Origin of the sequence: Myroides marinus (assembly GCF_900109075.1) — a bacterium.
GTDB classification, from domain to species: domain Bacteria; phylum Bacteroidota; class Bacteroidia; order Flavobacteriales; family Flavobacteriaceae; genus Flavobacterium; species Flavobacterium marinum_A.
In genome coordinates, this window is record NZ_FNYS01000002.1 from 85,832 (window position 1) to 101,491 (window position 15,660).

General features: G+C 36.0%; 12 protein-coding genes. 3 read left to right on the top strand and 9 right to left on the bottom strand.

Annotated elements, in window-relative coordinates:
- Positions 1 to 8: 8 nt before the first annotated feature.
- The 4 genes from recJ to BMX53_RS02745 all read right to left on the bottom strand — a co-directional run bounded on the left by recJ (position 9) and on the right by BMX53_RS02745 (position 4,435).
- Positions 9 to 1,712, bottom strand: coding sequence for a single-stranded-DNA-specific exonuclease RecJ (recJ, locus tag BMX53_RS02730; protein WP_074744521.1), 1,704 nt, complete (start codon positions 1,710 to 1,712; stop codon positions 9 to 11).
- Between the two features lie 3 nt (positions 1,713 to 1,715).
- Positions 1,716 to 2,138, bottom strand: coding sequence for an OsmC family protein (locus BMX53_RS02735; protein ID WP_038984793.1), 423 nt, complete (start codon positions 2,136 to 2,138; stop codon positions 1,716 to 1,718).
- Positions 2,139 to 2,234: 96 nt separating this feature from the next.
- Positions 2,235 to 2,909 carry a 16S rRNA (cytidine(1402)-2'-O)-methyltransferase gene (gene rsmI, locus BMX53_RS02740; RefSeq protein WP_074744523.1) on the bottom strand — a complete coding sequence of 225 codons (675 nt, stop codon included), beginning with the start codon at positions 2,907 to 2,909 and terminating at the stop codon, positions 2,235 to 2,237.
- Positions 2,910 to 2,911: 2 nt separating this feature from the next.
- On the bottom strand, positions 2,912 to 4,435 hold the full coding sequence (locus tag BMX53_RS02745) for a hypothetical protein (RefSeq protein WP_074744525.1): 1,524 nt from the start codon (positions 4,433 to 4,435) through the stop codon (positions 2,912 to 2,914).
- Between the two features lie 102 nt (positions 4,436 to 4,537).
- Here BMX53_RS02745 and BMX53_RS02750 point away from each other — a divergent pair, with 102 nt between their 5' ends.
- Positions 4,538 to 5,170, top strand: coding sequence for a thymidine kinase (locus BMX53_RS02750; protein WP_038984797.1), 633 nt, complete (start codon positions 4,538 to 4,540; stop codon positions 5,168 to 5,170).
- Positions 5,171 to 5,191: 21 nt separating this feature from the next.
- A complete protein-coding gene (locus BMX53_RS02755; protein ID WP_038984798.1) occupies positions 5,192 to 6,415 on the top strand; it encodes an MFS transporter in 1,224 nt (407 codons plus the stop codon).
- Positions 6,416 to 6,421: 6 nt separating this feature from the next.
- On the opposite strand, the gene BMX53_RS02760 is transcribed toward BMX53_RS02755, so the two are convergent.
- Positions 6,422 to 6,901: a GNAT family N-acetyltransferase gene (locus tag BMX53_RS02760; RefSeq protein WP_074744527.1), complete on the bottom strand. Its 480-nt coding sequence runs from the start codon at positions 6,899 to 6,901 to the stop codon at positions 6,422 to 6,424.
- A 79-nt stretch (positions 6,902 to 6,980) separates the two neighbouring features.
- Between BMX53_RS02760 and BMX53_RS02765 the strand changes: the two genes are divergently transcribed.
- Positions 6,981 to 7,343, top strand: a complete 363-nt coding sequence (locus tag BMX53_RS02765) for a hypothetical protein (RefSeq protein WP_038984800.1) — start codon at positions 6,981 to 6,983, stop codon at positions 7,341 to 7,343.
- Positions 7,344 to 7,719: 376 nt separating this feature from the next.
- Here BMX53_RS02765 and BMX53_RS02770 read toward each other — a convergent pair whose 3' ends face one another.
- The 4 genes from BMX53_RS02770 to BMX53_RS02785 form a co-directional block, all read right to left on the bottom strand.
- Positions 7,720 to 8,967 carry a T9SS type B sorting domain-containing protein gene (locus tag BMX53_RS02770; RefSeq protein ID WP_074744529.1) on the bottom strand — a complete coding sequence of 416 codons (1,248 nt, stop codon included), beginning with the start codon at positions 8,965 to 8,967 and terminating at the stop codon, positions 7,720 to 7,722.
- A 17-nt stretch (positions 8,968 to 8,984) separates the two neighbouring features.
- Positions 8,985 to 9,602: a hypothetical protein gene (locus BMX53_RS02775; protein ID WP_083394382.1), complete on the bottom strand. Its 618-nt coding sequence runs from the start codon at positions 9,600 to 9,602 to the stop codon at positions 8,985 to 8,987.
- 106 nt (positions 9,603 to 9,708) lie between these two features.
- Positions 9,709 to 11,385: a hypothetical protein gene (locus tag BMX53_RS02780; RefSeq protein ID WP_074744533.1), complete on the bottom strand. Its 1,677-nt coding sequence runs from the start codon at positions 11,383 to 11,385 to the stop codon at positions 9,709 to 9,711.
- A 27-nt stretch (positions 11,386 to 11,412) separates the two neighbouring features.
- Positions 11,413 to 15,147: an L-type lectin family protein gene (locus BMX53_RS02785; RefSeq protein WP_074744535.1), complete on the bottom strand. Its 3,735-nt coding sequence runs from the start codon at positions 15,145 to 15,147 to the stop codon at positions 11,413 to 11,415.
- Positions 15,148 to 15,660: the final 513 nt, after the last annotated feature.

Here is a 15,660-nt window from a genome sequence, read left to right on the forward strand (position 1 = left end):
TTATTCAATTACCATGACAATTGCATGTCTTTTATTTGCAATTGAATAGTAGTTTTATTTCTCCAGTTATTCTCTTCTATGGAATATATAACATCAAAAGAACGCTTCTCTCTAACACCCTCATACTGATTACCTAAGTTAAAGCCTATAGCGCTAAACTTAAATCCTGTAACTCTGCGTTGCTTCAATGTCATCTTTAGGTGCTCTCCCTGTCCTCCTGCTTGCTTAGCATAGCCTGTGTCAAAAACATCTTTGCTCAAAAAACAAGGGCTTGGATTACCTGGTCCGAAAGGTTCGAACTGCTTTAAGATACGAAGAAACTTATCCGTTATATCCGAAAACTTCAGCTTCGAATCTATCTCTATTTCAGGGATTAGATCAGTCTCGTTGATTGTATTAGTCACTACTTCTTCAAACTTTTGACTAAATGCTTCTAAGTTCTCTTTCTTAATTGTTAAGCCAGCAGCATACATATGCCCACCGAACTGTATCAAATGTTCTGAACAGGCCTCTAGTGCCTGATATATATCAAAGTTCTTCACTGAACGAGCTGAAGCTGCTAGATGTTCTCCACTATCTGTAAACACGATAGTAGGTCGATAATAGGTATCTATAAGACGCGATGCTACTATCCCTATCACACCTTTATGCCATGAGGGACTGTAGACTACAGTACTCTTAGAATTAATAAGTTTCTTATCGACTATCTGCTTTAAAGCCTCTTCTGTAATCCCTTGATCTAATGACTTGCGTTCCTCGTTAATACGCACTATCTTCTCTACAGTCTTATTAGCCGCTTCGTCAGTCTCTTCTGTCAATAAATGAACAGTAAAATTACCATGTTCGATACGACCTGCCGCATTAATCTTAGGTGCTAGCTTAAACACGATGTCACTCATCGTATAGGTATTTAGATTATAAAGTTGCATAAGCGCTTTAAGCCCTGGTCTAGGATTGCTATTAATCACTTGTAAGCCGTAATGTGCTAACACCCTATTTTCTCCAGTGATAGGTACTACATCTGCTGCAATAGCTGTAGCTACTAAATCTAAATATGGTTGTATCGTTTCAAAAGGCTCTCCTAATGTAGTATGTACTGCCTGAATAAGCTTAAAACCTACTCCACAACCGCACAACTCTTTATATGGATATGCACAGTCAATTCGTTTGGGATCTAAGACAGCAATAGCCTCTGGAATACTATCCCCAGGTAGGTGATGATCACATATGATAAAATCAACACCATGGCGCTTAGCATATTCGATGTGTTCTATAGACTTAATTCCACAGTCTAATGCTACGATAAGTTTAATACCATGTTGTATAGCATAGTCTATTCCTTGATAAGAAATACCATACCCTTCATTATATCGATCAGGGATATAAGTGTCTACTTCAGCACCTAAATGACGTAAGTATGAGTACATCAGAGCTACCGAAGTAGTACCATCTACATCGTAATCACCAAAAACTAATATAGACTGATGTGTCTCTATAGCCTGGATAATACGATGGACAGCTTTAGCCATATCTGCCATCAGAAAGGGATCGTGCAAATCTGCTAAAGAAGGTCTAAAGAACTGTTTTGCCTCGTCATAGCTAGAGATATCTCTCTGCGCTAATAAACGAGCTATAATGGCATTAACGCCTAAAACTTCTTGTAAATGAGCAACTGTTTTTTCATCTGGATCTTGTTTTAAATACCAGCGCATTAATTACTCTTTATGATAATAAATATTAGTTTGTACGTCTGCAAATTCTCTAAACATATCCATAACTCCACAGTACTTCTCTATAGATAAGTCTACTGCTCTCTTTAGTTTACCTTCGTCTAAGTTAGGTCCGTAGAAGTGGTAATCTACTATAACAGTATGATATGTAGCTGGATCTGTATCAGTTAGTAATCCATCCGTTTCTATTTTAAAATTAGACACTTCTAACCTCATCTTTTTAATCAAATGAGCAATGTCTAATCCAGAACAACCTGCTAATGCAGACAACATTAAAGCTTTAGGTCTTAATCCTTTATTATCTCCACCATTCTCAGGTCCTGCGTCTATTCTTATCGTTCCTCCACTAGGATTAGTCGATTCGAACTGCATATTTTCTATCCAAGTTGTAGTTACTTTATGTGACATAATGTTCTGTTTTTATCAAATGTATCAAAAAAAAATCAATGTATGACACTTAAATAAGCGTCATACATTGATTCTATGTAAACTTTAGCGTTATTTCTATTTACTTTTTCCTGTTACGATCACTACGATTTCTCCTTTCGGTGGTTTCGCTTCAAAGTGTGCGTGAACTTCAGTAACTGTTCCTCTCACTGTTTCTTCGTGTAGTTTTGACAATTCTCTAGATACAGATACTTGTCGCTCTTCTCCGAAGTACTCTTTAAACTCTACTAGAGTTTTGACTAATTTATGAGGAGACACATAAATAATCATCGTTCTCGTTTCTTCTGCTAAGATTAAGAACCTTGTTTGTCTTCCTTTTTTATCTGGTAAGAATCCTTCAAAAACAAACTTGTCATTAGGCAATCCACTATTTACTAATGCGGGTACAAAAGCAGTTGCCCCAGGTAAACACTCCACATCTACCCCTTGTTCTACACAGGCACGAGTCAATAAGAACCCAGGATCTGATATAGCAGGTGTCCCCGCGTCAGAAATAAGTGCAAAGGTTTCTCCTGCTTGCATTCTCTTTACTAACCCTTCTATGGTCTTATGTTCATTATGCATGTGATGACTAAACATAGGTGTAGTAATCTCAAAGTGTTTTAATAATTTACCACTGTTACGTGTATCCTCTGCTAAGATATAATCTACTTCTTGCAACACCTTGATTGCACGATATGTCATATCTTCTAAATTTCCAATTGGTGTAGGTACCAAATAAAGTTTCCCCATAATTATATAAAGCGTTTTTCTACTAACGCCATAAAACGTTCTGCATATTCTTCTTTACCTTCCCAGTTATTGTATTCTGGTTTTACTAAATGCTCTATTAAGCTTAAAGCTTCGTCAAAAGAACTAACAGTATTTAACTGTGAAAGTACTCTATTAAAGTCTTCAGCACTACCGTTAAACAAGTGTCTCTCAAAAGCTATTCTATCATTTAACCCTACTACTATAGTTGTATTATAAATATCGTTTATAGATTTAGGTTTACTAATCTTCGGTTCGCGTACAGATGTATGTTCTACATTAAATAATGTATTCTGAGCTGCAGGCGTCTCTACCTTAGGAGCTGCTACTGGAGTAGGTTCTACTACTACCTGTTGTACTACAGGCTCTTCAACCTTCGGCTCTACAGGTACAAACTGTGTGTCAAACTTCTCTACTATCTTCTCATCAACATCATCTACACGTACAAATTCTACATCACTAAAATCAAAACCAAAGAAAGGATCTTCGTTAGATGATTTATTGCCATTCACATTTGTTCTCTCCTCTACTATCTTAGGTGTCTCAACTACAGCAGCAGGAGTATTGATGATTGGTTTCTCTATTACAGGCTCATCAAAAGTAGCTGAAGCAAATTGCTGATTTATATTTACTAATGTCTCTTCTATGCTTTCTACCTTTTCATCTTCTAACTTATGAACTACTGGTGCAGTAAAAGTAGGTTCTGCTACAGGAGCTTGTTGATACACAGGAGATGTAAACTCTGATAAAGGTTTCTCAAATGCAGGTATATCATCTTCTACAGCGATAATCATATGCTCTTCTACTCCAGGAGTTACTATTGGAGCTTCCTCTGCTATTGGTTCTTCAACTATTGATGTTTCAATGATTACTTCCTCTTCAAAAATAGTTGATACCTCAATATCATCTGCGTCTTCCTCCAACTCTTCTTCTAACAATGATTGAGCAGCAACTTGTTCGCTATTCACAGCAGCCCCTCTCTCGTCTACTTGTTTTAGCATTGCTTCATGTTGATCTAGATAGTTGTGTAGTTGAGCATCATCTTCTTCAGTTGTACTCTCGTCAATATATACATCTGTAATAAAAGGTTCGTCATAAGTAACACTATGAGAAACGACAGACGATACTTCATTAACCTCTGGCGCTATCTTAGACACTTTATCTGCTAGCAGACTTTCATCCATAACATTAATAGCTTCTTTCTCTGTTTCAGCTACTATTGGATAGTCTTCTTCTACTAGATCTACAGGCATCTGATGACGCTCTGTATCATCTGCTACAGTAGTATTTAAATTAGTAATCGCTACAGCTTTCAGTGCATCATTTAATCGCTCAGGAGAGACGTCCTTAATCCTACCTTCATCTAAGTGATCCTGGTAAAACTTTAAGATTAAGAGCTTCTCGTATAATTCTTTTGATTCTCTAAAGAGACTATCTATCTCCCTATCCTTCAATTGTAATACACGATGAGCTAGACTTAACAACTCTCCTTCTAAGACTTTCTTCATAACTTTTATTTTGCATTAGTAAATTGACGAGCTTTTTTTGATAAATTTGCTCATTACAAAAATAACAGAAAAAATCGCTGGTTTCAGCCTGAAATTTACAAAATGTTTCTCGAAAATCCCGTTAATCACAAAGAACAATTTGGTTGGATCGAAGTTATCTGTGGTTCAATGTTCTCTGGTAAGACTGAAGAACTAATTCGCAGACTTAAAAGAGCCAAATTTGCAAAGCAAAAAGTAGAAATTTTTAAACCTGCTATAGACACTAGATATCACGACGAATTCGTAGTATCACACGATGCTAATGAGATACGCTCTACACCTGTACCATCTGCTGCTCATATCAGATTATTAGCTGATGGATGCGATGTAGTAGGTATAGATGAGGCTCAATTCTTTGACGACGAAATAGTAAGTGTATGTAATGACTTAGCTAATTCAGGTATCAGAGTGATCGTAGCTGGATTAGACATGGACTTTAAAGGACAACCTTTTGGACCTATGCCTTACTTAATGGCTACAGCAGAACAAGTAACTAAAGTACACGCTATCTGTACTCGTACAGGTAACTTAGCTAACTACAGCTTTAGAAAAGCTGCTAACGAAGATATCGTTATGCTAGGTGAAACTCAAGAGTACGAACCTCTAAGTAGAGCTGCATATTATAAGGCTATAAGAGGTATCGATGTCACTAATACAGAAATACAAAACAAAGTACCGCCAGAACAACCAGAATAACACTATAACTCACCACCACTTATGAAGAAAATAGCTCAAATCTATATCGACTCTTACAAAGGTTTATCAACAGCATCTTGGATGCTAGCCATTGTGATGTTAATTAATAGGTCTGGGTCCATGGTACTTCCCTTCTTAGGTGTGTATATGACTAAAGAACTTGGCTTTAGTCAAGAGGAGACAGGTTATGTATTAGCCTGTTTTGGTGTTGGATCTATTATTGGTACTACTTTAGGTGGTTGGATAACAGATAAAATAGGTAATTATAAAGTACAATACTTAAGCCTTTTAGGTAGTATTCCTGTATTCGTTATGTTACCACACTTCACTTCTGTCATAAGTTTAGCGCTTATGATGTTACTACAGAGTGCTGTCAGCGAAATGTTTAGACCTGCTAACTCTGTAGCGATCACAATGTATGCAAAACCTGAGAATATCACTCGTGCTTTCTCACTAAACAGAATGGCTGTTAACTTAGGATTCTCTATAGGTCCTGCTATGGGAGGTATCTTAGCTGCTATATCTTATGCTTTATTATTCTATGTAAACGCTACTGCAGCGTTCTTAGCTGCTATAGTATTCATCTACTTCTTTAAAGGGAGAAAGACGAATAAAGAGCTTCTATTAGAGCGAGGAGATATAGATGAGTTAAATGAGGTGGCAGATGTATCTAATAAATCTCCTTATAAGGATAAAATGTTTTTAGTATACAGTTTATTCTGTACACTCTACTCTATCGCCTTCTTACAGCTATTAAGTACTTTGCCTATCTTCTATGAGAAAGCAGCAGGACTTGATGAAGTAGAGATAGGGCTTATCCTAGGATATAGTGGATTACTTATTTTCTTAACCGAGATGTTATTAGTATACGTAGCTGAGCGCTATTTTACCATTAGACAGACTATTGTCTACGGTGTAATGATTAGTGCTTTAGGATATGGTATGCTAGCCTTTGACCATGGATATATAGCTATATACGCATCTATGACTATCCTATGTGTTTCTGAGATGTTAGCTATGCCATTTACCTCAACAGTGACTGCTATGCGTGCTGGTAGTAAAAATAAAGGAGCTTATATGGGAGTAAACGGATTAACGTTCGCTATAGGTTTTATTATCTCTCCTATATTAGGAACTAAAGTTGCTACACATCTAGGATATGATGTGCTATGGTTAGGTACTGCTGCACTAGTAGTTATAGCTGCATTAGGATTAAACTACTCTGTCAAAAAAATGATGGAGTAAGTATCGCTAGATACTCTTTTCCATCTTTAAGAAAGTGTACATGCCTCCATTAGTATAATTATTAAAGGCTCCAGCACTTCTAAACCCCTGCATCTCATAGAAGTTAATACACGTCTTATTAAACTCAGCTACAGCTACAGTAAGTTTCTTAACTCCTTTTCGCACAGATAAGGCTTCTTCTACGTATTCGATAATCTCGCTTCCGTATCCTCTGTGTAGACAATGAGGATTAATAGCTAGTACTATCTCCGCAGTATTATTATCCACTAAATAATAGTGAAAATAAGCTATCATCTCTTTCTCGCGTTTAGTGCGTACACTGAATGTGTTCTGTCCTCGTGCATCCGCATCTAAAAAGTTCTCTAAATCCTCTTGATCTGAAGTCATATTATAAAAACTCATAGCCCCTTCATACTTCCAGTTATAAGCTATCTCAAGAGCTTCCTCTTGAGTCATTACTTCAAAAAACAATACTTTCTCTTTCACGTCCTTAAAATGTTAAATAACCTACATCTTTGACAACATTTTCTAGTTATTAACTAGAAACAAATATATTTGTATCTCAATGAAACATTATATTAATCATATAGCTTGGCTGCTCATCCTGATATTTGCAGTATTTGGTGTAGAGAAAACTAACTTCTCTGCCAAATCAATATGCTCTAAAGACTTGCGCTTTTGCCCTACAGCTAATATGTATGTATATAATATATTCGAAATCGCAAATGACCATTCGTCTAAAGAAAAGAAAGAGAATAACTCTACTAAAGTTATAACTATCTCTTGTGAGACTTTCTTTCTTAATCAGATCGAGATAGCTATCAGTACTAAACAAAATTCTGTTTATGACTATAGTGTGTTTTATTATAAACCTGTCATCCATTCAACACCATATATACCCTTAACAGACCCGCCTCCGATAGCATAGCGTTCTTTATTCTTATAGTAATAATCAACTGTGATTTCTGATGCTAAATTACAAGTGTCTGATTAGATATAAAAGATACTTTTTCTTAATACATTATTACATTATTCAAACATTTAACATTATACTGTTTTAAACATAATATGTGATTACTAAAGGTATATTTAGTGAAAGCTCCATTTTATCAATGAAACAATTCAAATATTTTTAGTTTTTTTGATAATTATTAAATAGGCAAAACAGAGAAAAGAACTTTTTACTCTTAACATTTTTTATACAAAAAAGAGCCAAAGCATTTCTACTTCAGCTCTTTACAACTACGGTAAGGTTATAAAAATTAAGTGTATAGAGCACATAAGCACTCCACATCTCAATATTATTAATTGGTCTCTAAGTGTAGATACCCTGTCTTCTTAATCATACGTGATCCTGATTCGTCCTTGTATTCATAAGAGATTATATAATAGTAAGTACCACTAGGTAACTGCTCTTTCTTATTCATTGTCACTCGGCCTTCTGAGTACCCTCTGAATACATTATCGTTACTATTATAATTACTAGTATCATACACTTTCACTCCCCATCTATTAAATATTTCTACTTTGTTATTAGGGAATCGGTCAATATTATCTATTCTAAAGAAGTCATTCTGACCATCTCCATTAGCACTAACAAAGTTGTAGATTACCACATCTCCTTTTAGTAACTTATCCGTCTTAACTGTTCCTAACGTAAAGAAACCGTACTGTTCTAACGATGTTGGTGTACTTACAGTCTTATTATCTACATCCACTATACCTCCTTCATCTACCCAGAGCTGTTGCTTAGCATCCCAACGTAGTATATGTAAATTATCTGCTGCATTAGCATAAATCTCTTTTGGGGTAGTACGTTCATCCCAAGTCAATGTCAGGATAACATTACTCGATGTAGACTTAGAATGCTCTATAATCCAATATTCTCGAGTATTAAGCTTATCTACTACTCCAGATACATTACCTCTTATCTTAAAGAACTTCTTATCATCTAAACTATAACGCCCAGAGAAGATATCTTTCTCATGCTTTGGAGCAGAAATAGTCGCTTCTCTATAGTATCCTTTGTCACCTTTTGGGTACGTAAACTGCTCATTACCCTCTTTCTCTACTGCTCCTTCGATATGGCTGTGATCTCCTACATTGCTTACCTTAGCATGATTTAGAAAGGTAAACGCCCCCTGTAAAGAATCAACCTTTACAATACCCTCTTTAAACTCTACATCTCCAGCAATGCTCAAAGGTGCTTTTACTTCAAATGCTTTGCGTTTAGAAGGATTATTAAGCACTAAAGAATTAAAGTTGATTAGACTTTTGCCTTCTATCAACTGCAAGTGTTTACCTACTAGATAAGTCTTTCCTTGTGGTACTTTACCTTTAAAGTCAAACTCTTTTCCATTATTAATAAGATTGTTGTGTAAGAAGAGTTCTCCATTATTCATAAAGTCTCCTCCTTCCTTATTCTCTAACGGATAATACACAGAGACTACAGAGCCAGGTTTTATATAAAACTGACCTTTATTTACTGCCTGTCCGTAAGACAAGTTTGGCAATACTCCAATAAGTAATAGTAATCTCAAATATTTATTCATCTCAATCTATAACTAGGTTAGTCTTTCACTACGAATACGATATTCATAATCGTACAGTCTGTTGCTTGTGCCTTTACGTCATAAGTCATCAATCCTTCTTTGGTAATAGACTTAATGGTAAAGACTGTTTTATCATAACTTGTTACATAGTAGTACAAGTCTGTTGCTTTCTCAAAATAAGGTATCCCTGCTTTAGGTGCTCCCTCACTGATAAAGTGACTATCGTTCTGTAGGGCAAATTGTTTCTTATACTCCTCAAACAGATTAATAGTAACTCCACTGCGATCCTCTGATGTGTCAAATACAATAGATGGCATATAGAAGAACTTTACAGCTTTATAATCCTTAGTGACCATCTGTTGCCACTTCTCTCCATCATTGTAATAAAATCCTACTAACACATCATTCTGTGCCTTCATATTATACACTGTCATCCCCGCTACGTGAGTACTCATTGGTGCAGCCTCTTTAGTTGACTTCAACTCTACTCGGGGCAACAATAGCCCTTTATTAGTAGATTCGACTTCGAACATTGCGTCTGCATTTATATCAGGTGATGTACCAATTTTAGTTTGTGCAAAACTCACAGTACTAAATAGCACAGCAAGCATTGCGAAATATAATTGCTTCATCATTTATCTTTAAATCATTGAAAAAAAGTGCGAGTCTCAATACAAGACTCGCACACAGTGTGAGTTGTTTTGATTATTGTTTGTTTTGCGTTAAAGCCGTTATGCTAGTTTACTCTGTAAACTCAACGATAACGTTATAGCTTCCTTGTCCGATCATGATATATTGATTACCTGATCCAATATTAAATTTTAAAGTATTACCTTCTACCTTAACATCTGTAGTAGCAGTAGTTTTCAACATTTCTCCTTGTAATACTTGGATACTTACTACCGAACCAACTTTAGCTTCTTTAGGGATAACCACACCAGATGTTCTAGCTGAATGTGCACCAATACTAGTTTCACCCATAAACTTGTACACCTTCTTATTATTAATCGTATTACCTGTAAAGATCACTTTACCATTACTAATATGATCACCTAAGATATTCTTAATCTTATCTACATTATTAGTGATATAATTCGTAATAAAATCAAAGCTAATTTCTTTCTTAGCACCGCTCTCATCGATAGTATAGAATACTTCTTCACCAGCTTCAGTCATCTTACCATAGTACACATTACCACCTTTATTGATAAACTTAGAGATTAGATCACCCACTTTATAGGTCTTATCTCCTTCTTTAACTTCTTGGTTTAAGATGTCGTTAAAGTTGTTTACGATATCACCTACTACATTTACAGAAGTTCCTCCTGCTGTTTCTCCATTAATATCAGTAACTGTCTTACCACTATTAGCTGCTAAGAATGCTTTTACCTCTACTTCATTAAAGTACTTATACCCTACAGTCTTACCTTCCTTAACTACTGGCACTACTACAGTAGTAGTCTCTGTACCTGCTACTAACTCTTTAAGATTGATAGTATCATATTTCCCATTGTTATAGAACTGAAACTCCCAGTTATCTCCACCTTTATTAGTATAGATTACGTTACCATCTACCTTAGTAGACATATTCTTAATCAATTCCTCTACAGTATAATATTCAGTAGTACTACCTTCTTTTAATACAGTAGTCTTAGTATTAAAGAAATGGTTAATATCACCTGTGATCTCTCCAACTACATCAATTGTAATAACACCTGGTGCATCGTTAGGCACATCTTCTTCTTTCTTACCTTCATTTCCTTTTTGAGCTAACCAAGATTGAATAGTAGTCTCAGAGAAGAATAAGTACTTTTTAGTCTTATTATCTCCACTCACTGGTAATATACGGAAGAACGTTTTAGTCTCTTCTTTAATTACCATATCTTCCATATCTATATCTTTCGTCTCATACTTATTATTAGTAGTATTGTACGTCACATACTTAAACTCATTCTTCACTGGATCAAATACGATAGTAGTATGTTCTTCCTTATTATCTTTATTATCAGGATTAGAAGGAACGATATAGTTGATAACATTTTGAATATTCTTGATATCCCCTTCTAACTTAGTCACGTTATTATCTAAGTTATTGATAACAGTTGTCAACTCCGCCTTACTAACGATTCTATTCCACTTACCACCTTCTTCTGTCGTCCAGTAATAGAACCCTTTTAAGATATCTTTATCTGCTACTTCACTTGTATTATAGATCAATAAACTCTCCACTTTTTCTCCTTCAATTGGAGCAAACACTTTTAAATCTGTAAGGCTAACACGTGGTATTAAAACCCCTCTATGTTCTGATAAGATCTCAAGCTCTGCTGATGTAACAGGGTCCGGCGTACCGATACCTACCTGTGCTGATGCTGTATAAACTGATCCTAATAAAGCGGCTAAAATTGTAATCTTTCTCATCTGTTCTGTCTTTTATTCTATGTTTTGTTATTTTGTCTTTTTACTTGGTAGCATCGGATTAGAGTATATCCCACTTCTATATCCTTTTAAGATGGCTAAATCATACATTACTGAAGTGCTACACCCCGTTAGGTTAGTCACAGTAAGTCTTATCTTACCTTTCTTATTATGCCAATTCTCTCCATTAACCATCGCGTCTTTTGGGAAGTTAATAGTAGCAATCCCCGTACCTGGCTTAGTGATAAAGGTTCCTCCTTTTTGTTTCAACACAAGATTCCCTTCGCTATCATACTTTACATTCCCTTTACTATCGCGTTCTACTATCGTCCTTCTAACTTCTACCACTGGGTTATCTATTGTCATAAAAGGGATTGTTTTCCACTCACTATCTGTATCAAATAAGTATTCCCAACTATAACTCTGTATCTCACCTGTGATGATCGGAATAAGCTTTAGAGGATTTCCTCCTTTTATCTTTACTTCCCCCGTTACTACTTCTTGTTTTCCTTTACTATCCTCAGCCACAACTTTCTCTATAGTTGATTGGCTATTGATCTTTATCTTGATAGGTGTTCTACTTCCGATATTACATCCACCTCTCACTGCCTGTACGTATACTGTAAACTCTTCACCTACTTTATAATGCTTAGATAAGTCTATCGTGAACATATCATTAAGAGCGGGTAGTCTAGTACTACCATCAGCAGAAGTATACACTTCATACGTAGTACAATGGCTGTTCTGTGGAGTAATGCGCAGCGGTTCGCCCTCACATAGCTGTAACACCTGTTCTAGCTCATAACCATATTCATCTACTTCTGTCTGCATCCCAACATCAACACTAGGTACCAAGTCAACATTATAGATATGAGTAAAGTCTCCTAGTACACCTACTACCGAACCATACGATATCTTAACTCTATCAAAAGGCTCTGTTGATGGAGCTACTATAATTCTATACCTATTTCTACCTCCGATACCTAGTAGCCTAAGTCGAAGTGCTCCATTAGACTCTGTCAGTGGTTCTCCTACTTTCTTATCTCCTAAGTATCGCTGTATCTTAAACCCTTTTACTAGTTCTAAACTCAGTATACCTAGATTCTTATTCTCAGCTGTGATATGCAACTCATCTCCAGGCATAGCAGTCTGCTTAAATACAACAGTCAGACTAGCCATATTAGCCACAGCTACACCACGACTAATCACAGCATAACTATCTAAATCATTATCTACTGCATTCCACGGATCTGTCACTGATGCTGTAGCACTCGCTACTCCTAATCCTATATCTTCTACTCCATGAAGCACATCTAACACATTAGGATTTATATTAGGCAACACGGGATTACACGATGGCGTATCTACTTCTTTCTTAATATAAGCTCCATATACCTTAGCATTCTGCGCTACCCCCACTGTAGATCCCAGTACCACTTGCACTCCTCTATACTTCTGAGGTCCTTTCTTATTAGATGGTACGAAGGTGTACTCTAATACATTATCTGCTGCTAACAGATCTACAAGACCACCATCTACTCCCTGTAGTGTACCTATCTTCTTACCATCTTTATCTAATCCTACCACTGTAATACCACCAAGGGCAACTAATCCACTATACTCTTTACCTAGCTTAATAGTCACTGGTGTACCTGCCTCCTGATCTTCTTTAAAGTAGATGTTTTGCCAGGTAGTTCCCAATCCTAATAACCCTAGTCCTACAGTAATAGTAGAGTAAGTATCTGGTCGACCATCTATTGCATTTGATTTATTACTTACTCCTCCTGTCAGAGCTGAATACCACGCTGTATAATCAGTAGCCCAATACCTCTCATAAGTAGGAGGACAAGACGCATTGTTAAACACGTTTACTTGTACTGTTTTAATATCTGTACATCCTTTAACATTTTCGGCTATTACCGTATAGTTATACACCCCTTCTTTATTAAAAGTCTTAGGTGCAGTTCTATCGTATATCTCCTCTCCTTTAGGCCCGTACCACTTAATCACATCAGTAGAATTAGCAGTTATCATCACAGGCAGTACGAATGAATCACCTATATTAAGCGTATAACTTAAAGCGTCTTTAGGATCTCTTAACTGTAGTCTCGGTATAGGATTAACATTGATATCTACTTCATTAGACATCTCAGAGCTCACCCCATTTATTACATAAACCACACTATACTTACCTGGCTCGGTCACTCTTATATTCTCAGGAGGTAATAACTCTTCTACCACCCTATCCACTAAGTCTCCGTCTACCTCACTTACCTTAAACAGGGTACCATCCTTAAACCATCTATAAGACTCTACAGTGCCGATAGCTGTTACTGGTTTTTTAGCTGTTAATAATGCTTCTTCACCTTGACACATCACACCTGTATCAGATGATAATGTTGGACGAGGATGAGGCTTACCTGTTATCACAGTCTCAGCTATACCATACAGCTTAGTATTATCTACATAAGGCAACTTCAGATTACTCACATCTAAAAACGCTTCGTTAGTTAATACTCCCTTACCTGGATAACCTATCACTGTACCGTGTATCACTATACGAGAAGTAGAGCGTGCATCTAAACTCACCTTCCAGTTCTCTATGTTCTTAGCACTATATATACTTGGTATATTACTAGGTGGAATTAATGTATTCTTAGCATTCCCTCTATTGTCAAAGAATATCTCGTCTACTCTGAAGAACTCTTTTATTGTTGCCAAATAATCATTTAGCTTAAAATCCTTATATAAGTCCGAAGAGTGGTTAGACATATCTATAGTATAAATCAACTTATCACCTTTCTTAGCTTCTAGCTTATCCACAGTTTTTGTGATTAACAGCCCTTCAGGCGTAGTTACATTCAGATTGCGTATCTCGTGATTATTCACAGAAGCCCCTGTAGAAGCCGCAAAACCAATCTTCAGATTATCATAAGGCAACTCATCATATACATAACTAATCACATCTACATAGCTCCCTTTTACATCTGACTGAATACGAACCTTAATGTGAAACTTCTTCTTCATCTCATAAGTTCCATCTGGTTTTCTCTTTGTAGTATCTTCTTCTAAGACTGGTTTCATCTCTATCTGTACTTTTCGATAGAAGTTATAGTCATCAGGTCTAGTCTTTGTTATACCATAATCTATATTCTTATTACCAGGTTTCTTTATATGTTTAAGATATTTAGCAGTAGTAGACATACTATTTGTAATCTTACCTCGCAGTACTACACTCTGCTCAAAATAACTTCCAGAAGGCTTATTAACTGCTTGACTAGTAAAGTTTCCATACTCATCTAGTCCTACTGCTATATATCCACCAGTCACACCATATCTCTCACTAGACGGACCATAACCTAAAGCTCCTCCATAACTTCCCAAAGCAAATGTCTTAGCATTATATCTTGCATCGAATAAAAACACTGAAATACCATCTGCTCCTCTATTATCTCCTGCATTCCTACTACGCCATGACTTATATTCAAACTCGATAAGTACTCCTCTAGTAGAAGGAAAGCTTTCATCAATAATCATATATCCTTTCTGATTAGTCTTATCTGATGTTAGCCGAAGCCATCCCTTACCATAATCATCTATCTTACCATCAGCAGTCAGTACAGCATTATCCCCATACTTAACCTTGTCGTTTACAGATCTATGAGTGAAGCTTTCTTGTATATTAAACTGTGCGTATACAGGAGAAAACTGCCCTAAGAACACACTTATAATCAACAATAAAACATATACCTTATTTTCTCTCATACTTTAATTAACCTACACATTTACAGCATCATAAAACTTATCAAAACCTCTATATACGAGACAGATTATCCCTGCACCGAATAGCCATAACTATCGACCGTATAGAGCATAAAAGTCCTCACCTATATACTAGGTATCTGACTCCCACTAAATTTGACTGTGATTAGCAACTAAGAAAAATCGTTGCTGTTTTTTTTTGATACTTTACTTTTTCCTTTTTCACTTTTTGCCTGAGCTGATCAACCCAATGCAGTTATTTATTCTTATACACTATAGCTCCACTAGCTTTAGTTGTTTAATCTACTTTTCTTAAAAGAAACAAATATTAGGCCACATTTGTTTTTTACTAGAAAAAAATCACCTTTTGTGATAACCACACAATTCAAATAACCCACAACAAACTATATATCTGACAATTACATCAAAACAATAATTGAATAAATTATTAAAATTATTGCACAAAATTACTCAAAACAAATCAGTTTCCTAGTAAAACACCTCTCCTACACCTTA

Excerpts from the sequence above, each read along its gene's own strand:
- rsmI (WP_074744523.1), bottom strand. The coding sequence starts at position 2,909 with ATGGGGAAACTTTATTTGGTACCTACACCAATTGGAAATTTAGAAGAT.
- BMX53_RS02745 (WP_074744525.1), bottom strand. The coding sequence starts at position 4,435 with ATGAAGAAAGTCTTAGAAGGAGAGTTGTTAAGTCTAGCTCATCGTGTA.
- BMX53_RS02770 (WP_074744529.1), bottom strand. The coding sequence starts at position 8,967 with ATGAATAAATATTTGAGATTACTATTACTTATTGGAGTATTGCCAAAC.
- recJ (WP_074744521.1), bottom strand. The coding sequence starts at position 1,712 with ATGCGCTGGTATTTAAAACAAGATCCAGATGAAAAAACAGTTGCTCAT.
- BMX53_RS02785 (WP_074744535.1), bottom strand. The coding sequence starts at position 15,147 with ATGAGAGAAAATAAGGTATATGTTTTATTGTTGATTATAAGTGTGTTC.
- BMX53_RS02775 (WP_083394382.1), bottom strand. The coding sequence starts at position 9,602 with ATGATGAAGCAATTATATTTCGCAATGCTTGCTGTGCTATTTAGTACT.
- BMX53_RS02765 (WP_038984800.1), top strand. The coding sequence starts at position 6,981 with ATGAAACATTATATTAATCATATAGCTTGGCTGCTCATCCTGATATTT.
- BMX53_RS02750 (WP_038984797.1), top strand. The coding sequence starts at position 4,538 with ATGTTTCTCGAAAATCCCGTTAATCACAAAGAACAATTTGGTTGGATC.
- BMX53_RS02735 (WP_038984793.1), bottom strand. The coding sequence starts at position 2,138 with ATGTCACATAAAGTAACTACAACTTGGATAGAAAATATGCAGTTCGAA.
- BMX53_RS02755 (WP_038984798.1), top strand. The coding sequence starts at position 5,192 with ATGAAGAAAATAGCTCAAATCTATATCGACTCTTACAAAGGTTTATCA.
- BMX53_RS02780 (WP_074744533.1), bottom strand. The coding sequence starts at position 11,385 with ATGAGAAAGATTACAATTTTAGCCGCTTTATTAGGATCAGTTTATACA.